Origin of the sequence: Sutcliffiella tianshenii, from assembly GCF_016908565.1 — a bacterium.
In the GTDB taxonomy this organism is placed as follows: Bacteria; Bacillota; Bacilli; order Bacillales; family Bacillaceae_I; genus Sutcliffiella_A; species Sutcliffiella_A tianshenii.
In genome coordinates, this window is record NZ_JAFBED010000002.1 from 231,111 (window position 1) to 250,668 (window position 19,558).

Below are 19,558 nucleotides of genomic sequence, written 5' to 3' on the forward strand. Positions count from 1 at the left end.
CTTAGGGAGATTCTACAAATTTCTTCACCTCTTCATTTTAACCGTTTTTTCACTATTTTTCTTTTTTGGCGTGACATCCTATTCTGATCGATTCTTTTGGATGATTTTTGGAGTGATTTTATTTGGGGTCATCCAGATTGTCCAGGCGATCCCGGAGAAACAAAGGAACCGCAGCTTCGGGACGGAAAGGGATTGAATGAAATTTGGTTCATGCTTATGCGAAGGACGCCTGAAAACTTCAGGTGTCTTTTTTCATGTAATCCACAATGGAGGAATTTAATGGAAAGTGTCGAATTTAGTAGTATAAACTAAAAGGGGATAGATAGATGAAAAACAAAGTTGGAGCACTATTGAAGGTCATTGGTTTTGGAATTATCATTATCGGTTTCATCTGGACAATAGTAGTTATTTCAGAAACAGAGAGTTTTGGCCTTGGTGCCCCGTTATTTTTTCAAATGTTCTTATACGGAATGGCGTTTATTGGATTTGGTGAAGTGATCAATCTTTTACAATCCATCCTTAATAAAATGAAACCAGCAGGAAATGATCAGGTTGTTGGAGAGAAGAAAAGTCTTCCTCAAAATATAGATTATAGTGAAACTACAGGTTCTGCTGAAGCTGAGATAAGAGAATTTTATGCGAAACGCAACAGGAATGTCCAGGAGATAAAGCCTACCCCATTCCAAGACTTCTATATTGTTCACGTCGATGGAATCACTGTTCTTGTTGAACTGGGAGGATTCAGTCCCGAAGTGTATGCGAGTAACAACTGGCCGGCAGAAATCAAGACTTGGCATGAAGAGAATTTTAAAAATTAAAAGAAGGTGTCCCTGGCTAAGAGGGACACCTTCTTTTTTGTATCATTTTAATTGGACCAGTTATTCCGATTTTGAATCCCGCTTTTTAGAGTATCTCCTTACCACTATATAGACGATAAAAAAAGCAGCAGCCAATAATAGCAGAATCGGCGAATATCCGATCAGAAAAACAGCAAGGTCGGAGAAGAATGCCGTAATGGCGTTGAGGGAAGCGGCAAATGTTTTCTTTATCTTTTCGCCCGTCTTCAGATCCTCGTTGCCTTTTACATCTGGAATAGGGATGGAAACATCCGTGAAGTTCATTTCCACTTCAGCGAATTCCGTTTTATTATCCAAGTACTTCATCCTGCCCATCACCTGTTCGATCTCTTCCTGCACGACTGATAGGTCATTGGATATTCTAAGTAGGTCTTCGGTTTTCTCTGCTTTACTTAAAAGATCCAGCAGCCGTTCCTCCACCACTCTCTTCGCTTTCAATCTCGATGTCAGATCCACATACTCTTCTGTGACATCCTGCCCGACGACTCTCTTCTCGATCACTTTCCCCGAATATTCGTCCAAGCCATCTAAAAACGCTGTCAGGGAATCATTTGGAATCCGGAGTGTGATGGAGCCATAGTCCTGCTCATTATTGGACGTGAAATTCACTTCAACCACGTACCCGTTAAGATCCTGGACGTTTTTTTCGACCTCATCAATCGAATTTCCGATGTCATCCACTTCCAATGACACAGATGCATTGTACATCACTTTGCGTCCGCTCGTTTCTTCTGGTGCTGCCTGCCCTCCATCATCACTGCTATCATCTGTATCAGCCCCGATTCCGCCTCCATAACCATCTCCCTCGGCGTATTCCATGTTTTTGGATGATTCGCTAGAGTCATTCGAGGCACTGCAGCCAGCAAGTAAAAATAAAATAAATGCCAAAGCTAAAAAAATTCTCTTTCCCATAAGATCACCCCTTATAAAAAAGTAGACGTGAGTTTTGTAATAAAGTTCCATAAGATTTAGTGATTGTTTAAATATATTTCATCGAAGGCTGAAAAAAGAATTAGTGACTAAAATATAATAGATTGATAAAATGTTGGTAAAATACCCCAATTAATTTTCGGGAGTTAAAGTGATGTAGGTTAAAAAGTATGTGTATAGACGGAGGGGGATATCGATGAAGATTAATCAACAATATAGAAGAATATTTTTAGGTGTTGTCCTTTTAATCATTTTGATTTTTGCTTATTCTTTTTATCAAGATTCAATGAAAAATAACTACAGAGAAGAATATCAGGGGAGGGCTAGATTAGAGCTTTCAAGAGAAACTGATATCGACTTTGATAAGATAGAAAATCCAGATGGTATAAAAGTAAAAAAGAATGTAAAAATGCCTGATGGATTGGATGATAGAATAGCTCAAGTAAATCTAATACAATTTGATTGGAAAGATCAAGATGGCAAAGCTTACACAATAAGTTACCTAGAATATGTATTTAAAAATGGGGCTACATTTATTGAAAAAACTGAGAGGAGAATTTTAGACTGAGGATAACAAAAAAAATCGTAAATACCTTCTCTACCACCTAAATTGGTAGTTATTTTTATGAGTGATCAGATTTGGTTAATGAGTTTTTAAAGTTGGCGGGACTGCGTGGGAATCGAACCCACCTGGGACGGCACGCGCCCCACAAGCGGTTTTGAAGACCGAGACAAGCACCAGCATTGCAATCAGCCCCACTTAAGGTAGTTGTATCTATGCTTACATCGTAAGTCACTAGAGTTTATTTGGATCTTACCAAGCGGTTTTATTCTTAATCGACACGGTTTATATTATGGACCATTTATTGACTTTTTTCAACTAGAAGAACTAGTTGAATTTAATAAAACAATAAAGAGTACTAACAGTTAGTACTCTTTACTGTTTTATTGTTAGACATCTAATGATAATTGGGTAGTTGTTGGAGTACTCTTTTTAGCTTCATTCTTATTATTTTTCTCGCTGATATTTACTTTTTTATTTAGATTTGTTTGTTTGATTTTCTCTAAATTAATCTTGGTAATACTCTCTAGTATTCTTCTGTTGTTGTTACAGTAGGGGTGTGTTATACGACCGTTATTTAAATCATTTGTACCACCCATTGATCGTTCATGAATATGGTCTACTTGATGTGAATTCCCTAAATCTACATACCCACCACATATTTCACACTTAACTTGTGCTTCAATAAAATTTTTAATTTCAATTTTATTTTTGGTCAATGAAGAAAATGGTTTTGATTTTTCTCCAATGTTTTCTAGATAAGTACAAAAGCTAATATAAGTTGGCTCATGGTAATCTTTAAGGAAATCTTTTATTATACTTGTTAGTCCTTTTTTTGATTTTACACCACTTACTAATGTGTCTAGGAACTCGTCGAGTAAATCAATAGATTTATCGGTTAATCGACGGGGACCAATTCCTTTCCTATTCATTGCATAAAATATATAATCTCTAGCTATAGACCAACATTCTTCAAATTGAGACCTATACAATGTGAAGGTATACTTTCTCTTTTTTATGTCAGTATCGCTTCCTCTAGAGAACCAAGCAAGGAACATTAAGAGCATCTGTTCACGGTATTTACCATCGCTTGAGTAAAAATAAAGTGGTGGGTATAGGCCAACGGATTGGGACAACTTTCCTCTAATATGATTCATGGTACTTTCAAGATTCTTCAAGGTATCAAATGTTTTCTGAGAAACTATAATCTCATTTGCTTCGTCTGATAGGTTTGAAAGAGTAGTAAATAGGGTATTATCACCCGTTTTCTTATGTGAGGAAATAGCCAAGAGATTTAACAAAAAAGCATGCTTATAAAAACCGTTCTTTCTTTGAAGCTTGACAAATGGCATATATGTTATACTCTCATTAACGTGATTATCTGAATCACTTAATAAGAGATTGTAACATCGTTTGCTAATCTCATTACACTCTACGATATTATCAATCCATACTGATTCTTTATAACCGTTAGCAATAATCCCAGTTATTGCTCGAGCGACTGGTGATCTACGGTATTTTAAGAAATCCACTTCTTGTGATTCAAGTGGTGTACCACCAGTATTTATATTTAAGAATGACTCTTCAGCAACTTTATAGTCGCCAACAACCCATTGAATAGGTATTGTTAAGGATGTACTTAGATTGTAAAAAAACTTTCCTCTTATTGCAGTAGCTTCATCCATTGTATCAAAAGGATCCTTTCGATTATCTACGGCATTTCTATATAGTTTTCCAGCTTTAACACAATTTTCAAAACTACCAATTTCTGAGCTAATAGATTCTCTTAATCGTTGGGAAGCAGATTTTTCATCTTCTTCTAAATAATTATATTCTTGAGCAGAGGAAGAATCTCCCCAATCATTTGTAAACCATGCTCTAATTGCAGATAATCTGTGAGCCCCATCTAAAACAAATATATGACCAGTGGAAGTATTTAGCCAAAATATTACTCCTGGGATAACTCTGTTATTTTGGAGTGCCTTAAGTAAGTTTATATATTTATCATCTTCCCAACAAAAGGTGGGTCTCTGAAACTCTGGTTTTCGCAATCTATCCCAGATTGTTAGTCCGGAATTATCCTCTAAGAAATCTCTATAGTCTAGATTTGACTTTTGATGTAACTTTGCTTCTTCAGATTTTCCAATCTTATCATATTCACATTTTGTAAACAAAGACTCTGAGGGAATATGATGATCTAAATTTACATGAATGTTTGTTTTCCCCAATGAATACACTCCTTTTATATATTAATAGTTATATCTTTACAATTATAACAAATTTTTTCCTCTTAATGTTTATTTTGGTAAAGTCATAGTGATGTAGTGTTAATTCACACAATGGGGTCGGCCCTAAAGCGGTCGGGATCCTTCGAGAGGCTTTAAAGGAAAAAGGACTATCCTTTAAGAGTTGACGAAAATATTAGAAAAATTAAATTATACCATTTCAATCCATCCCAAACTTTTATATAATAGTAGTAAGTTTTTCGTAAAGCGAAATATATTTTTCAAAGATGGGGAGAGATATCATGACGAAAGTAATGAATAAGACACTAACGAGAAGTGAAGTGCCTGTTGAACATACTTGGGACCTTCGCGACCTGTTTGAAACCGAAAAGGATTGGGAGGCGGAACTGGCTGCCATACCACAGGACCTGGATTCTGTTACCCAATACAAAGGTAGGGTGGGAGACAGCGCAAAGACACTTCTTGATAGCCTGCTTGCAAAGGATGCCCTGGCAGAACGTATGACGAGGGTGATGACGTTTGCAAGTCTACGCCAGTCCGAGGATGGAACGAATCCTGTGAACCAGGCAAATTCTGCAAGGGTTGCCTCGATGCTTGGTAAAGTACAATCACGTTTGGCATTCCTTTCATCGGAAATCCTTGAATTGGATGAAGAGACAGTGGAAGCATACATACAGCAAGAATCAGGATTAAAGGATTACAGTAAAACATTGCATGATTTGATGGGGACAAAACCCCATCGTCTATCCCCGGAAGCGGAAGAAGTGCTTGCAGCATTCAGTGAAGTGCACAATGCACCATATATGATCTACCTGCGAAGCAAAACGTCCGATATGAAGTTTTCTTCGTTCACAACGGATGACGGGACCGAGCATCCATTGACGTTCAACTCTTTCCCTTTTTATGAGGAATCAGCAGATACCGAGATCCGCAGGAAGGCGTATGCTTCCTATACGAAAACATTGAATCAATATAAGAATACTTATGCAGCCACTTACGCTACGGAAGTAAAAAAGCAGGTGATTGAATCTCGTCTGAGAAACTATGAATCTGTAACGGATATGCTGTTGCATGATCAGGATGTCTCAAAAGAGATGTATCATAACCAGCTTGATACGATCCAAACTGAACTGGCTCCACATATGCAGAGATTTGCAAGGCTGAAAAAACGCCTTCTTGGGCTGGACAAGATGACCTATTGCGACTTGAAAGCACCACTTGATCCCGAGTATAACCCGGAAATCACCTATGAAGAATCCTCCCGCATTATCTTGGAATCATTGGAGATCATGGGAGAGGAATACATGGATATCATGAAAAAGGCCCTTTCTGAACGTTGGGTTGATTTGGCGGACAATGAAGGGAAAGCGTCAGGTGCGTTCTGTTCAAGTCCTTATGGCGTGCATCCTTATATCCTGATTACATGGAACGATTCCATGCGCAATGCGTTTACGCTGACACATGAACTCGGACATGCCGGACACTTCAGTTTGGCCGGGCGCTATCAGACATTTACGAATACCCGTCCTTCGAGATATTTTGTTGAAGCACCTTCCACAATGAATGAAATGCTTCTTAGTCAGCATATTTTGGCTAAACCAAATGATGAGCGCATGAGACGCTGGGTGATCCTGCAATCACTTGGGACGTACTATCATAATTTTGTCACGCATATCCTGGAAGGAGAACTTCAGCGCAGAGTCTATGATTTGGCTGATAAAGGGACGCCGATCACAGCAAAGCTGCTCTGCGAACAAAAAACAGAGCTTCTGTCCAAGTTCTGGGGAGATAGCGTGGAAATCGATGAAGGTGCAGGATTGACCTGGATGCGTCAGCCTCACTATTATATGGGTCTTTATCCGTATACGTATTCAGCAGGACTTACAGCCTCGACAGCTGCTGCACAAAGCATCCAGGAGGAAGGCCAGCCTGCAGTGGATCGCTGGTTGGAGGCATTGAAAGCCGGAGGTACCTTGAAACCGCTGGACATGATGAAACTTGCTGGTGTAGATATGTCCACGCCGGCACCGATCCAAAAGGCTGTCGCCTATGTAGGGCATCTAGTTGACGAACTAGAAAAAAGCTTCTGAAATTTTAATGAATTTCATTGACCTTTATGATTTTCTTGTATAAACTGTTTTAAGGAAACAGAATGAAAAGGGGGGAAGAGTAATGGTGAAACGTTCTAACCAAGCGGATGCAGGCATTATTCTTCTCTATAAATATCAGGACTAAAGGTGTTTTTGCCTTTAGTCCTTTTTATTTGGAGAAAGTGGGGATGACATGTACAAGAGAGTCATGATCAAATTAAGCGGCGGGGCACTTGCTGACAAGAGTGGCAACAGCTTTTGCCCTGAAAGATTGGAACATATCGCAAACGAAATACTATCCATTGTAGAAAATGGGGTTGAGGTATCCATTGTCATCGGTGGAGGAAATATTTTTCGCGGAAGCATGGCGGATGCTTGGGGCATCGACCGGGTAGAGGCTGATAATATCGGTACGCTTGGCACAATCATCAACAGTTTGATGCTGCGCGGGGTGTTAAAAAGCAAAACAGAAAAAGATGTCCGAGTCATGACTTCCATTGCAGTGACTTCTGTAGCAGAGCCATACATCCGGTTGAGGGCCATGCACCATCTTGAAAAAGGACATATCGTCATTTTCGGCGGCGGGAACGGGCAGCCATTTGTAACGACCGACTATCCAAGTGTGCAGAGGGCGATCGAGATAAACTGTGATGCTATTTTTGTGGCCAAACAAGGTGTCAACGGAGTCTTTACAAGTGATCCTAAAACAAGCAAAGATGCAAAAATGTACCGGGTTTTGCATTACAACGATGTGATAAAAAATAATATCAAGGTGATGGACCAATCCGCCCTGCTGCTCGCGAGGGACTATAGTCTGCCAGTGCACATCTTCAACTTTGATGAAATAGGGGCAATGGGAAGGATATGCATGGGTGAATCCATCGGGACGATCGTAAATAATGAGGTTACAGTGAAAAACCTGTAAGGATATAATAGCTTTCTCCTTGTTAGTTTAAAAAGAAGAGATTAATATGGAATTAAGCAATTTTTCATCTACTAATCTGTAAAGACATGAAACCTTTTGAAAACTTGCCCGTAAATAACCTGTTATCAAAAATCTAATTTGAATTGGTGTAGGGGGTATTGGCATGTCCTTTTTTAACAAGGCATTGGCGAGTATTGGGATAGGTGCAGCAACGGTGGATACCAAATTGGGGAACGACCGTCTGGTTCCAGGTGAAGAAGTAAAAGGTGTTGTAGAAATCAAAGGCGGTTCAACCGAACAGCAAATTGATACTATCTATCTTACGCTTGTCACGACCTATATAAAAGAGTCCAATGACACGAAGATACAAAAGCAAGCAACCATCGAATCTATTAAACTTGTGGACCCGTTTACCATTGGGCCGAATGAAAAGAAGGAGTTTCCTTTTAACTTTGTCCTTCCATATGAAACGCCGGTTACGATGGGAAGCACGAAGGTCTGGATTCAAACGGGACTGGACATCAAAAATGCCGTGGATCCTTCTGACAGGGATTTTATTGACGTGATTCCTTCCACCATCGTTTCAGCAGTTCTGAAGGCAGCTACCGATATCGGATTCCGCCTTAGGAAAGTGGAATGTGAAGCGGCACCTTACAGATTGAAGACACGCCAACCCTTTGTACAGGAATTCGAACTTGTTCCTACATCCGGTGCTTATCGTGGGAGATTGGATGAGATAGAATTCATGTTCCTGAACCAGACAGCCGAGCAAGTTGACGTTTGGATGCAGGTGGATCGCAAGGCACGAGGCTTGGGAAGTCTCCTTTCAGAAGCTTTGGAAATGGACGAATCACATGTGAACTTCACAGTGACCAAACATGATCTGCCAAATTTGGAACAGAAGCTGATGAGCATCATCCAAAGATATAGCTGATAGATAAAAAAACAGATGCAGGGCAATCCGCATCTGTTTTTTCATTTATATCCATAAATTGATATAATAAATCTATTAAGACATGATGCTGGAGGATTATTTTGGATTTATACTGTACTAAACACAAAAAGAGATTGTCTGAGCGCTATGATCCAAAAAGTACTTTCATAGAAATATACTGTGTCGACTGTGAAATGGAAGAGAGATATCAAACACTGCTGGCACTTTCCACAGAAGAGCGCAAACAGGTCATCAGGAAGTTTTCCTATAGGAAAGGAATCATTATTGCCGGTGGAGTTGCAGCGATATTATTACTTCCGTTACCCGTGCCTCTGAAAATAGTCTCTCTTTTCATTTGCAGCATTATCATATTTAAAGTTCTGATCGAGCCTCTATTATTTGAACCTGCTGCCCAGAAGCCTTTATGGGAAGATGTTCGTGCAAAGGCTTTAAATCAGAGCAGCATTCAGGCGAATCAGGTGGATAATGTGAAACGGCAATGGAAAAAAGGCTTTTTGCAGGAACGAAAAAATAAAAAGTGGACAGAGGAAGAGTGGCAACAGTATCTGCGGCAATTTTATAAAAAATAGTATGGCAGGGACGTCCACCTATACAAGCAAAAACATGCCATCATACCTTAATTGTAAAGGGGTGAAGGAAATGGCGTGTTTTATCAACAAGGTAATCATCGAAAACGTAAATGGCGGTGTCGTGAATTTCGGAAACATTTTTAAAGCGTGTCCGATTGCTGAAGAAACTGGTGTGACCGGTTCCGGCAGTGGGAATTTGGGAAATAACATTAAAACATTCACAAAGGTAAGTGTTGTGAAAGTATGCGGGAAAAAGAACGTCCAGTTTATTGATGAAATAGGTGAGGATATTGACTAAACACTTTACGATCGGGATGGCCGGTCATATCGACCACGGAAAAACCTCCTTGACGAAAGCACTGACAGGAGTGGACACGGACCGTTTAAAAGAGGAAAAGGAGCGGCAGATTTCCATAGAACCTGGATATGCACCATTGGAATTAGCTGATGGGTCAGTCGTTTCTGTGGTAGATGTGCCGGGACACGAACGGTTTATCAGGCAGATGATTGCAGGGGTTTCCGGCATCGATCTTGTCATTCTGGTCATCGCGGCAGATGAAGGCGTCATGCCCCAAACGAAGGAACATCTTGAAATCCTGAAGTTCCTGCAGGTGAAAAAGGGCATGGTGGCATTCACTAAAATTGACAAAGTAGATGAGGACTTCCTCGAACTTGCGAAAGAGGAGATATTGGACGAGCTTTCAGGCACTATCTTCGAAGGGGTTCCGATTGTATTTGTGGACAGCCTGAAAAAGTCGGGAATTCAAGAGATGAAGCAAATACTTCAAAAAGAGCTGGAATCCATTCAGGAAAAGCATGCTACAGGCAATTTCCGGCTACCCATCGATCAAGTGTTTTCTTTGAAAGGCCAAGGGACGGTTGTCAGGGGGACGATAATAGAAGGCAAGATCAACAATGGGGATCTCCTTGAAGTGATGCCGGGAGGACAAGCTGCCAAAGTCAGACAGCTGCAAGTACATAACAAAAAGGTGGAACAAGCCGTTGCCGGTCAACGGGTTGCAGTCAACCTTTCAGGATTAAGCAAGGATAGCATAAAACGCGGCGATGTGCTCGCCCGTGAAAATACATATGATACGACCGATACCATCGATGTATCCCTCCATATGGTGGAAAATCTTCAATATCCAATAAAACAGAGAAGCCGGATAAAAGTTCATATAGGTACAGCCGAAGTCCTGGGTAAGATCGTCTTTTTTGATCGTAATGAATATGACGGGCACAAGGATGAAGATGTGCTTTGCCAGCTGCGTCTAGACGAGCCTATTACATGCAGCCGGGGGGACAAAGTGATCCTCAGAAGACCCACCCCGGCAGAGACCATTGGAGGAGGATGGATCATTCAACCGAGTGGATCTGTCTATAAATTTGGGCAATCAACCATTGATACGTTACGGAGAATCAAGCAGGGGACACCAGAGGAAAGGGTAAAAGAGGCATTTCTTAAAAGCGACCTCCTTTCATTGGAGAATCTGAAAAGGGAAGCGGGATTGGAGAGTAACGTGCTTGTACAGCTTGAAGAGCAAGGGCTTATTGTGAATGTCACAGGAAATCTATACGCCCATGAGCCGATGATAATGGAAAAAGAACGTCAGTTGGCTGGTCACATTCAAGAATATCACGTTATGCACCCCATAAGGATAGGAATTCCAAAGGCTGAGCTCTTTTCTGAACTTAGTAATAGCACTTCAATTGATCTGATTGAGTTTGTTCTTGGAAAGATGGAAACCGCTCAAATTGTGCTTAGAAATGAAAACCTGGTGTATTTGGAAGGATTCCTGCCAAGCTACCCTAAACAGTGGCAGAGAAGGATGGAACAGGTGGCAGAGGAGCTTGCAGGGGATAAGCTCACACCAATGCCTTTTAGCCTATACTGTGAAAAAGCGGCTCTGCCTGAAAAGGAAGCGCTTGATTTGAAACATTTCCTTTTAAAACAAAATAAAGCCTTTCAACTGGATGATTCCCATCTGATCGCTAGTCGGGAATTCCATGCGGCTGTTGACCTTCTGAAAAGCCGTACTGATGATGAGGTTGAACTAGGCGAGATAAAAGACCTGTTGCAGCTGTCCAGGAAATATCTGATTCCTTTTGTGGAGTTGATGGATGCACTTGGAATAACGGAGCGGGAAGGCACTACACGCAGGTGGATATAGAAAAAATAGGAGCGATCCCCAATAAGCAGTGGGATTGCTCCTATTTTTAATCTACAAGGATAAGGTGTTCTTTAGACTCTACTACTTCACCAATAATGGCAGCTGTGAGATTCTTTTTTGCAAGCATATCCAGATAGATTGATGCTTCGTCCTTTGACAGGCTCACCAGCAGACCGCCCGATGTGATGGCATCACACAGAACAAGCTGCTGTTCCTTTGTAATGTGAGAGGCATACTTGACATCGGATTTCAGCCATTCATGATTGGCTTTTGATCCACCTGGGACCACACCTTCATTAGCAAGTTCAAAAGTTCCTGGAATGACCGGGATGCTACTTGTGTGAATGTGCAGGCTCACTCCGCTGCCCCTTGCCATTTCACTGGCATGTCCCAAAAGGCCAAATCCCGTTACATCTGTCACGGCATGTGGGGAGAGATGCTGCAATTCTTCGGCAGCCACTTTATTTAGTTCACTCATGGTTGAGGTAACTAGCTCAATTTGCTCGTCTGTCGCTTTGCCTCTTTTTATGGCAGTGGTCAAAATGCCTACCCCTATCGGTTTTGTAAGGACAAGGATGTCTCCTGGTCTAGCACCGACATTTTTCCAGATTCGCTCCGGATGCACAAATCCTGTAACAGAAATGCCGAATTTCGGCTCCTGATCATCGATGGAGTGTCCGCCAACAATGACCGCACCTGCCTCTTTCACCTTGTCAAAGGCACCGGCTAAAATCTGTTTCAATATGTAAGGGCCCAGTTTCTTGATCGGGTAACCTACAATATTCAGTGCCGTCTTAGGTACTCCGCCCATTGCGTATACATCACTAAGTGCATTGGCGGCAGCGATCTGTCCGAACTTATATGGATCATCCACCACTGGGGTAAAATAATCGACGGTTTGAATCATGGCGATATCTTCTGTCACTTTATAAACGCCTGCATCATCTGAAGTGGCAAAGCCAACCAACAGATTCGGATCCTCCAGATTGGAGGGCAAATCACGCAAAACTTGCGTGAGGTCACTTGGACCAAGTTTGCATCCTCAGCCGGCTTTTGTTGATAGTGAAGTTAAACGGATTTTTTCGTGTTCACTCATAATGGCCACCTCCTGCTAGCTTTAGTATAGTCAGTAGTGATAATGATTTCCACTAATTAATTTTCATACTTTTGCGAAAAACGGATGCTTGTATTAAAATAAAAGTAAGCGCTGACAAATTTGCCGGCACTTGTAGTACATCATGCATTAGGAGGAAAATTCATGACAAATTTCAAAGTATCCATCGAATTCTGCATGCAGTGAAACTACGCACCAAAAGCCGCGAGTTTCGCGGAATCACTTTTTACGCATTTCCGCACCGGTATCACTTCCATGGAGCTCATTCCAAGTTCAGGGGGAGTTTTTGAAGTGAAGGTGGATGGAGAGACGGTTCATTCCAAAAAAGAAACGGGAGTCTTCCCGAAAGCGGAAGATATCATTGCAAAATTGGAAAAAGGCTAAGCTAAGAGAAGGGGATAGCCCTTCTCTTTTCCATTCTCAGCTCTTTTTACCGCACATGTTATAATAGTGGGAAAAATCCTAAGACAGGTGAAAATATATGATGAATAAAAGTTTAAGGAACATTCCTCCGGTTCATGAACTGCAACGGGATGCGATGTTTATAAAGTTAAGGCAAAAATACGATGTTCAGGATGAAGTACTGACGGTTCATATACGTAAAGCTTTAGAAGGAATGCGTTCTGATATAAAAAAGGGGATCGTCATAGATGGAGAGTTTGCGGAAATCATCTGGAATGACGTAGAAAATAAGCTGATGGAAGCCCATCAAAACCGTTTGAAGCGCGTTATAAATGGAACAGGTACCATATTACATACGAATCTGGGGCGGGCCAGGCTCAGCAGGGAAGCGGTCAATCGTGTATCTGAAGTTGCCGCAAACTATTCCAACCTGGAGTATGATATCGAATCCGGGTCTCGCGGTTCCCGGCATGACCTTGTGGAGGATTTGATCAAAGACGTCACTGGAGCTGAAGCGGCTATGGTGGTCAACAATAACGCGGCTGCCGTTTATCTTATATTAAAAGCCTTTGCGAAAGGAAAAGAGGTAATAGTATCACGGGGACAGCTGGTGGAAATCGGTGGTTCTTTTCGGGTTTCCTCGATCATGGAAGAGAGCGGCGCTAAGCTTGTGGAGGTGGGAACCACAAACAAGACACATGCCAAAGACTATTATGACGCTTTGACTGGTGAGACAGCAATGCTTTTGAAAGTCCATACAAGCAATTTCAAGACAATCGGATTCACCAAGACGGTAACATCAGAGGAGCTTGTCGAGATTGCCGGTAATCGTGAAGATGTCATGGTATATGAGGATTTAGGAAGCGGCGTCCTTTATGATTTCGCCAAGGAAGGCATAGGAGACGAGCCAGTTGTGCAAAAGGTGCTTGAAACTGGGGTAGATTTAGTTTCTTTTAGCGGAGATAAGCTACTCGGTGGCCCGCAGGCGGGAATCATTGCGGGGAAGAAGAAGTATATCAATCATCTAAAACAGCATCAGCTGGCAAGAGTGCTACGGGTTGATAAGATGAGCTTCGCTGCTTTGGAAGCTACATTCAGAGCTTATCTTAATCAGCGACCCACTGACATTCCGACCGTTAGGGATATGCTGCAGTCCTTGAAGGAAATCAGGGAGAAAGCTCTAGAATTCATCACTGCCATTTCCGGGATGGATAGTTTTCAGGCCGACATCATCAAAGAGTACTCCATGGTAGGGGGAGGCACGATGCCAGATGTAACGATACCTACCTATACAGTGAAGATGAGGCATGATTCACTTGCCGCGCATGTTTTAGCCGAAAAGTTAAGAAAAGGGACTCCAAGCGTAATCGTCCGTACAAGCGGGGATGCTATCCTACTCGACTTCCGGACCATCACGCATGGAGAGCTTCCTGATCTGATCAAAGCGATGGAGTTGCTTACATATCGTGGCTAGAATTATGCTTTTGTCTTGTATGGTTGCGGTTCTTTACCTTGTGTGATCCGCTTAGTGGCTCTGGTTGGCCGGAATTGTTGTTGGCTTTAGGTTGATTCCTAACCATGTCTTTGTGATCGTTTTTGTTCATTTTCATCTCCTCCTTTACCGTTAGTTTTTGATAATTGTCGTGTATTATGCGGCGGGAATTCAGGTATAATTTTTTTCATCAGGGGCAGTCTAGGTAGAGCTATTATTTTCTATCTGGAGGAGTGAATCCGCATGCCATACCATAAGGATAAGCAGCAGGCTTTTCAAGCAGCACAGCAAGGTACAGAACAGGCAAGGGATGTATACGAGGCCATTGTAAGAAATGACCCGAACTATGGCCACGATTTCAAGCGCCTGGAAAATGAAGTGAATGAAGCGATGGAGCAGATCAATAATGCGTTGGAAGTGGCGTCTGAAACACAGCGTCCACAATTGATGCAATTCCAGCAGGATCTGCAGACGATCTTGCAGCAGGGGAATAATCAAGGTTGAGAATGGGGCTGTCCCGGACTTTGGAGTCTGGGGCGGTTTTTTTGATGGGTTTGATTAGGAGGGAGAAGCGGATTGGGGGATGAAGGGCATTTTGGATGAAGGGCTTTTTGTCTCTAAACTCCATGCAAAAAGTCCGTCATCGAGGCTATGAAGAGCTTTTTGACTCTAAACTCCATGCGAAAAGTCCGTCATCTGGCTTATGAAGACCCTTTTACCCCAAACTCCCAAGCAAAAAGTCTGTCATCGGGGTTATGAAGCCCCTTTTACCCCAAACTCCCAAGCAAAAAGTCCTATGAAGCCCCTTTTACCCCAAAACCCCAAGCAAAAAGTCCATCATCAAGCCAATGAAGCCCCTTTTACCCTCAAATCCCAAGCAAAAAGTCCATCATATCCCACCAACCACCAAAACCCACACACCACACACCTTCAAAACCCACTAAAAAAGGTCTCCATCCCACAGATGAAGACCTGATTCAATCCATATATACCTTAACCTACTGGTTCTTCTTACGCTTTTTATTATTCTGTTTCTGCGCTTCTGTCAATGGTTCATTGGAGAACTCTTCATTGTATCCTGCACCCTTGCCTTGAGCCCCGGCTGCATTCATACCTTCGATAACGTGGTTTGCTTTTCTTTTTGCCATCGTCAATCACCTCCTACTAATATCATTACCAGACCTCCTCTTCACATGTATTTGTGGAATATTGTGAAAGATAAGTGTAACTTATGTGATTTGATAACTTTATTGATATTTACTTATGAGAAATGTTGTATTAAGATAATATCGTAAGGACTATTCGGTGGGAGAAACAAACTCGAAAATTGTCTCAAAGAAAAACATTCGCAAACGCTTACGAAAGCGATAAGCCTGTTTTTCAATGCCTATTAATTGTTCATAGCGAGGTCCTATTAAACTATGAGTAGCAGGGGGTAATACATATGACGAAGCAAGATGTTTTCAATGCACGCGCATCTTTTGATGTGAACGGCAAAACGTATCATTACTATTCTTTGCAAGCGCTTGAAAAAGCGAACGTTGGTAACGTATCACGCTTACCATATTCCATTAAAGTATTATTAGAATCCGTTCTACGCCAGGTAGACGGACGTGTTATCACTAAAGAACACGTTGAAAACTTAGCAAAATGGGGAACAGACGAGCAGAAGGAAGTGGATGTGCCATTCAAGCCTTCTCGTGTAATCCTTCAAGACTTCACAGGGGTACCGGCGGTTGTTGACCTTGCGTCTTTACGTAAAGCAATGGCAGACGTTGGTGGAGATCCTCAGAAAATCAACCCTGAGATTCCGGTTGATCTTGTAATTGACCACTCTGTACAGGTTGACAAAGCAGGAACAGCTGACTCTCTTGATTTCAACATGAAGCTTGAATTTGAACGTAATGCTGAGCGTTATAAGTTCCTAAGCTGGGCAAAGAAATCATTTGACAACTACCGTGCAGTGCCACCAGCAACTGGTATCGTTCACCAGGTTAACCTAGAGTACTTGGCAAACGTGGTTCACGGTGTGGAAGAAAATGGTGAGTTATTAGCTTTCCCTGACACACTTGTTGGCACAGACTCCCATACAACGATGATCAACGGTATCGGTGTACTTGGATGGGGTGTAGGTGGTATCGAAGCAGAAGCAGGAATGCTTGGGCAGCCTTCATACTTCCCAGTGCCTGAGGTTGTAGGGGTTAAATTGACTGGTTCTTTACCAAATGGAACTACCGCTACTGACTTGGCGTTAAAAGTTACGCAAGTTCTTCGTAAACACGGTGTTGTTGGTAAGTTTGTAGAATTCTTCGGTCCTGGTGTTTCGGAGCTTCCGCTTGCAGACCGTGCAACGATTGCAAACATGGCGCCTGAATATGGTGCAACATGTGGTTTCTTCCCAGTTGACGAAGAGTCCCTTGACTACATGCGTTTAACAGGTAGAGACGAAGAGCAGATCAAGCTTGTTGAAGAATATTGCAAAGCTAACGGATTGTTCTTCAGCCCGGATGCTGATCCTATCTACACAGATGTAGTGGAAATTGATCTGGCTGAGATCGAACCAAACCTTTCCGGACCTAAGCGTCCACAAGACCTTGTGCCTCTATCCATGATGCAGGAAACATTCCGCAATGCATTGGTGGCGCCACAAGGAAACCAAGGCTATGGCATGACTCCTACTGATATCAACAAAGAAGTGGAAATTACGCTTGCTAACGGTGATAAAACAACAATGAAAACAGGATCGATTGCCATTGCATCCATCACTTCCTGTACAAATACTTCTAATCCATACGTATTGATTGCAGCAGGTCTTGTTGCGAAAAAAGCGGTGGAATTAGGATTGAAGGTTCCAAGCTTTGTAAAAACTTCCTTGGCACCTGGTTCGAAAGTAGTAACAGGCTATCTTCATGATTCCGGACTTCAACCTTACCTGAACGATCTTGGCTTTAACATCGTTGGTTATGGTTGTGCTACATGTATCGGTAACTCCGGTCCATTAGCGGATGAAATCGAAGAAGCAGTTGCGGAAAATGATCTTCTTGTCACTTCTGTACTTTCAGGTAACCGTAACTTTGAAGGACGTATCCATCCACTTGTAAAAGGTAACTACCTTGCATCCCCACCACTTGTTGTGGCGTATGCACTTGCTGGAAATGTAGATGTAGATCTTCAAAACGACGTACTAGGAAAAGACAAAGACGGTAATGATGTATTCTTCAAGGACATCTGGCCATCCATGGACGAAGTGAAGGAAGTAGTAAAAGCTACTGTAACACCTGAACTGTTCCGTAGAGAATATGACAGAGTGTTTGATGACAATGAGCGTTGGAACCAAATCGAGACTTCCGATGAAGCATTATATTCATGGGATAATGATTCCACATACATCCAGAACCCGCCATTCTTTGAAGGGTTGACTCCGGAAGCTGGAACTGTAGAACCACTTTCCGGACTGCGTGTAGTTGGTAAATTTGCGGATTCAGTGACAACTGACCACATCTCACCAGCAGGTTCCATCGGAAAAGATACGCCTGCAGGCAAATACCTGCAAGCGAACGGCGTTACTCCTCGTGAGTTCAACTCCTATGGTTCACGTCGTGGTAACCATGAAGTAATGATGCGCGGAACGTTTGCGAACATCCGTATCCGTAACCAAGTGGCGCCAGGAACAGAAGGCGGCTGGACGACTTACTGGCCGACTGGCGACGTTATGTCCATCTACGATGCTTGCATGAAGTACAAAGAGGACGGAACTGGCCTGATGGTCATCGCTGGTAAAGATTACGGTATGGGTAGCTCCCGTGACTGGGCAGCTAAAGGAACAAACCTACTTGGAATCAAGACTGTCATTGCGGAAAGCTTCGAAAGAATCCACCGCAGCAACCTGGTTCTGATGGGAGTTCTGCCTTTACAGTTCAAAGACGGGGAAAATGCTGAGATCCTTGGGTTGACTGGTAAGGAAACATTTGAAGTGGCTGTTGATGAAACAGTAAAACCACGTGACTTTGTAAAAGTTACAGCGACTGACGAAGACGGCAACAAGAAAGAGTTTGACGCACTTGTTCGCTTCGACAGCGAAGTGGAAATCGATTACTACCGTCATGGCGGTATCCTAAGAATGGTATTGCGTGACAAGCTAAAAGCGTAATATCTAGCGAAATGAAGCCGGTCCCTCTAGATGGAGGAGGCCGGCTTTTTTCATCATTTCATTTGTTATAAAATTGACACAACAAGTATAAATCGTACAGTCTGAATATGATTTAATAAAAGTAAACGAGGTAAACAAGATGGATGCAATCCAGTTTGGCCCGCTGCTACTGAAAAAATCAATCCTTGTCCTTCTTTTCTCCCTTCTTCTTGCATATTTATATATGGCCATTATTTATAAAAAACGGCCGGAGACATTGAAGATTATAGAACAGCACTTGATAAGTGCAGCCTTGTGGTGGATTTTATTGTTCAAATTTAGTATTCTTCTTTTTAGACCTTCCATCATCTGGACCAATCCTTTTGGGATAATATTTTTTACCGGAGGGACTAAAGGGATTTATCTGGCAAGCATCGTAGCGCTTTTCGTTTTTTATAGAAAAGCTTATCGTACAGGATTACATATGAGACAATTGACAGCAACAGTCATCGTAAGTGCCGCTATTGTGCTGGCGAGCTATTTTGGAATGATGTACTTCATATAAAGGATGGAGATCTTGTGAAAAAAATAATTGCTATTGCCTTTTTGGTGGCTTTGAGTGGATATGCGATATTCCAGGTCTTTGCAGAAAAAGAGCCTGCAGTCGGGGTTAAAGAGGGAGAAATGGCGAGAGATTTCGAATTGACCACACTTGATGGCAAAACTGCCAAGCTTTCGGATTATAAGGGGAAAAAAGTAATCCTTAATTTCTGGGCTACTTGGTGTGGCCCATGCCGTGCGGAAATGCCTGAAATGCAAAAGTATTCCGAAGAGAACAAGGATGTGGAAATATTGGCAGTGAATCTTACCACTTCCGAGCCAGGGATAGATAATGTCCAAGAGTACGTAGAAGAGGGTGGGTACACATTCCCTATACTTCTCGATCAGGAAGAAATGTTCCGGTACTATGAGGTCCTGACTATGCCTACAACATTCTTTATCGATACAGAAGGCGTCATTTCCTATCGCCATCTGGGACCGATGACGTATGAGTTAATGGAAGAGCAAGTGAAAAAGATGAACTGACAGTTATAGAGGAGCCCATTTATTATGGTC

The 19,558-nt window shown here is 42.1% G+C and carries 18 protein-coding genes, 1 tRNA gene and 1 pseudogene; 14 read left to right on the plus strand and 6 right to left on the minus strand.

The window, feature by feature from the left end; genetic code table 11:
- Positions 1-326 precede the first annotated feature (326 nt).
- On the plus strand, positions 327-818 hold the full coding sequence (locus JOC95_RS04650; protein ID WP_204413924.1) for a hypothetical protein: 492 nt from the start codon (positions 327-329) through the stop codon (positions 816-818).
- 60 nt (positions 819-878) lie between these two features.
- On the opposite strand, the gene JOC95_RS04655 is transcribed toward JOC95_RS04650, so the two are convergent.
- Positions 879-1,769, minus strand: coding sequence for a DUF4349 domain-containing protein (locus tag JOC95_RS04655; protein ID WP_204413926.1), 891 nt, complete (start codon positions 1,767-1,769; stop codon positions 879-881).
- A 214-nt stretch (positions 1,770-1,983) separates the two neighbouring features.
- Between JOC95_RS04655 and JOC95_RS04660 the strand changes: the two genes are divergently transcribed.
- The gene (locus JOC95_RS04660) at positions 1,984-2,355 is read left to right on the plus strand and encodes a hypothetical protein (protein ID WP_204413927.1); all 372 of its coding nucleotides are present in this window, start codon (positions 1,984-1,986) and stop codon (positions 2,353-2,355) included.
- A gap of 93 nt (positions 2,356-2,448) precedes the next feature.
- On the opposite strand, the gene JOC95_RS04665 is transcribed toward JOC95_RS04660, so the two are convergent.
- A tRNA-Sec gene (locus JOC95_RS04665) sits at positions 2,449-2,545 on the minus strand.
- 193 nt (positions 2,546-2,738) lie between these two features.
- Positions 2,739-4,577, minus strand: coding sequence for a GmrSD restriction endonuclease domain-containing protein (locus JOC95_RS04670; protein WP_204413928.1), 1,839 nt, complete (start codon positions 4,575-4,577; stop codon positions 2,739-2,741).
- A gap of 299 nt (positions 4,578-4,876) precedes the next feature.
- Here JOC95_RS04670 and pepF point away from each other — a divergent pair, with 299 nt between their 5' ends.
- The 6 genes from pepF (at position 4,877) to selB (ending at position 11,305) form a co-directional block, all read left to right on the plus strand.
- The gene (gene pepF, locus JOC95_RS04675; RefSeq protein WP_204413930.1) at positions 4,877-6,685 is read left to right on the plus strand and encodes an oligoendopeptidase F; all 1,809 of its coding nucleotides are present in this window, start codon (positions 4,877-4,879) and stop codon (positions 6,683-6,685) included.
- A gap of 193 nt (positions 6,686-6,878) precedes the next feature.
- Positions 6,879-7,610: a UMP kinase gene (gene pyrH / locus JOC95_RS04680; RefSeq protein WP_204413931.1), complete on the plus strand. Its 732-nt coding sequence runs from the start codon at positions 6,879-6,881 to the stop codon at positions 7,608-7,610.
- Between the two features lie 163 nt (positions 7,611-7,773).
- Positions 7,774-8,544, plus strand: coding sequence for a sporulation protein (locus tag JOC95_RS04685; RefSeq protein WP_204413932.1), 771 nt, complete (start codon positions 7,774-7,776; stop codon positions 8,542-8,544).
- 101 nt (positions 8,545-8,645) lie between these two features.
- Positions 8,646-9,134 carry a hypothetical protein gene (locus JOC95_RS04690; RefSeq protein WP_204413933.1) on the plus strand — a complete coding sequence of 163 codons (489 nt, stop codon included), beginning with the start codon at positions 8,646-8,648 and terminating at the stop codon, positions 9,132-9,134.
- Between the two features lie 70 nt (positions 9,135-9,204).
- Positions 9,205-9,432 carry a spore germination protein gene (locus JOC95_RS04695; protein WP_204413934.1) on the plus strand — a complete coding sequence of 76 codons (228 nt, stop codon included), beginning with the start codon at positions 9,205-9,207 and terminating at the stop codon, positions 9,430-9,432.
- Complete coding sequence (selB, locus tag JOC95_RS04700; protein WP_338083053.1) at positions 9,416-11,305, plus strand: selenocysteine-specific translation elongation factor; 1,890 nt, start codon at positions 9,416-9,418, stop codon at positions 11,303-11,305. Before JOC95_RS04695 ends, selB begins: the two co-directional genes overlap by 17 nt.
- 46 nt (positions 11,306-11,351) lie before the next feature.
- Here the strand turns inward: selB and selD are convergent, their stop codons facing one another.
- Entirely contained in the window at positions 11,352-12,401 is a 1,050-nt protein-coding gene (gene selD, locus JOC95_RS04705; protein WP_204413936.1) for a selenide, water dikinase SelD, read from the minus strand.
- 216 nt (positions 12,402-12,617) lie between these two features.
- On the opposite strand from selD, the pseudogene JOC95_RS04710 reads away from it, so the two are divergent.
- Positions 12,618-12,803: pseudogene (locus JOC95_RS04710) on the plus strand (Rdx family protein); the annotation flags it as partial.
- 97 nt (positions 12,804-12,900) lie between these two features.
- The gene (selA, locus tag JOC95_RS04715; protein ID WP_338083056.1) at positions 12,901-14,295 is read left to right on the plus strand and encodes an L-seryl-tRNA(Sec) selenium transferase; all 1,395 of its coding nucleotides are present in this window, start codon (positions 12,901-12,903) and stop codon (positions 14,293-14,295) included.
- Here selA and JOC95_RS04720 read toward each other — a convergent pair.
- Positions 14,279-14,425 (minus strand): small acid-soluble spore protein P, encoded by a 147-nt coding sequence (locus JOC95_RS04720; protein ID WP_204413939.1) that lies wholly within the window; start codon positions 14,423-14,425, stop codon positions 14,279-14,281. The genes selA and JOC95_RS04720 overlap by 17 nt on opposite strands.
- 131 nt (positions 14,426-14,556) lie before the next feature.
- Between JOC95_RS04720 and JOC95_RS04725 the strand changes: the two genes are divergently transcribed.
- Positions 14,557-14,817, plus strand: a complete 261-nt coding sequence (locus JOC95_RS04725) for a hypothetical protein (protein ID WP_204413941.1) — start codon at positions 14,557-14,559, stop codon at positions 14,815-14,817.
- Between the two features lie 494 nt (positions 14,818-15,311).
- On the opposite strand, the gene sspO is transcribed toward JOC95_RS04725, so the two are convergent.
- Positions 15,312-15,461, minus strand: a complete 150-nt coding sequence (gene sspO / locus JOC95_RS04730) for a small acid-soluble spore protein O (RefSeq protein WP_204413943.1) — start codon at positions 15,459-15,461, stop codon at positions 15,312-15,314.
- A 296-nt stretch (positions 15,462-15,757) separates the two neighbouring features.
- Between sspO and acnA the strand changes: the two genes are divergently transcribed.
- From acnA to JOC95_RS04745, 3 genes are all read left to right on the plus strand, one after another.
- Positions 15,758-18,463: an aconitate hydratase AcnA gene (gene acnA / locus JOC95_RS04735; RefSeq protein ID WP_204413945.1), complete on the plus strand. Its 2,706-nt coding sequence runs from the start codon at positions 15,758-15,760 to the stop codon at positions 18,461-18,463.
- Between the two features lie 139 nt (positions 18,464-18,602).
- Complete coding sequence (locus tag JOC95_RS04740; protein ID WP_204413947.1) at positions 18,603-19,007, plus strand: hypothetical protein; 405 nt, start codon at positions 18,603-18,605, stop codon at positions 19,005-19,007.
- A gap of 14 nt (positions 19,008-19,021) precedes the next feature.
- Positions 19,022-19,528 carry a TlpA disulfide reductase family protein gene (locus JOC95_RS04745; protein WP_419096222.1) on the plus strand — a complete coding sequence of 169 codons (507 nt, stop codon included), beginning with the start codon at positions 19,022-19,024 and terminating at the stop codon, positions 19,526-19,528.
- Positions 19,529-19,558 lie beyond the last annotated feature (30 nt).

Excerpts from the sequence above, each read along its gene's own strand:
- JOC95_RS04685 (WP_204413932.1), top strand. The coding sequence starts at position 7,774 with ATGTCCTTTTTTAACAAGGCATTGGCGAGTATTGGGATAGGTGCAGCA.
- JOC95_RS04650 (WP_204413924.1), top strand. The coding sequence starts at position 327 with ATGAAAAACAAAGTTGGAGCACTATTGAAGGTCATTGGTTTTGGAATT.
- pepF (WP_204413930.1), top strand. The coding sequence starts at position 4,877 with ATGACGAAAGTAATGAATAAGACACTAACGAGAAGTGAAGTGCCTGTT.
- JOC95_RS04720 (WP_204413939.1), bottom strand. The coding sequence starts at position 14,425 with ATGAACAAAAACGATCACAAAGACATGGTTAGGAATCAACCTAAAGCC.
- JOC95_RS04740 (WP_204413947.1), top strand. The coding sequence starts at position 18,603 with ATGGATGCAATCCAGTTTGGCCCGCTGCTACTGAAAAAATCAATCCTT.
- selA (WP_338083056.1), top strand. The coding sequence starts at position 12,901 with ATGATGAATAAAAGTTTAAGGAACATTCCTCCGGTTCATGAACTGCAA.
- JOC95_RS04695 (WP_204413934.1), top strand. The coding sequence starts at position 9,205 with ATGGCGTGTTTTATCAACAAGGTAATCATCGAAAACGTAAATGGCGGT.
- JOC95_RS04660 (WP_204413927.1), top strand. The coding sequence starts at position 1,984 with ATGAAGATTAATCAACAATATAGAAGAATATTTTTAGGTGTTGTCCTT.
- pyrH (WP_204413931.1), top strand. The coding sequence starts at position 6,879 with ATGTACAAGAGAGTCATGATCAAATTAAGCGGCGGGGCACTTGCTGAC.
- JOC95_RS04725 (WP_204413941.1), top strand. The coding sequence starts at position 14,557 with ATGCCATACCATAAGGATAAGCAGCAGGCTTTTCAAGCAGCACAGCAA.
- acnA (WP_204413945.1), top strand. The coding sequence starts at position 15,758 with ATGACGAAGCAAGATGTTTTCAATGCACGCGCATCTTTTGATGTGAAC.
- JOC95_RS04655 (WP_204413926.1), bottom strand. The coding sequence starts at position 1,769 with ATGGGAAAGAGAATTTTTTTAGCTTTGGCATTTATTTTATTTTTACTT.
- sspO (WP_204413943.1), bottom strand. The coding sequence starts at position 15,461 with ATGGCAAAAAGAAAAGCAAACCACGTTATCGAAGGTATGAATGCAGCC.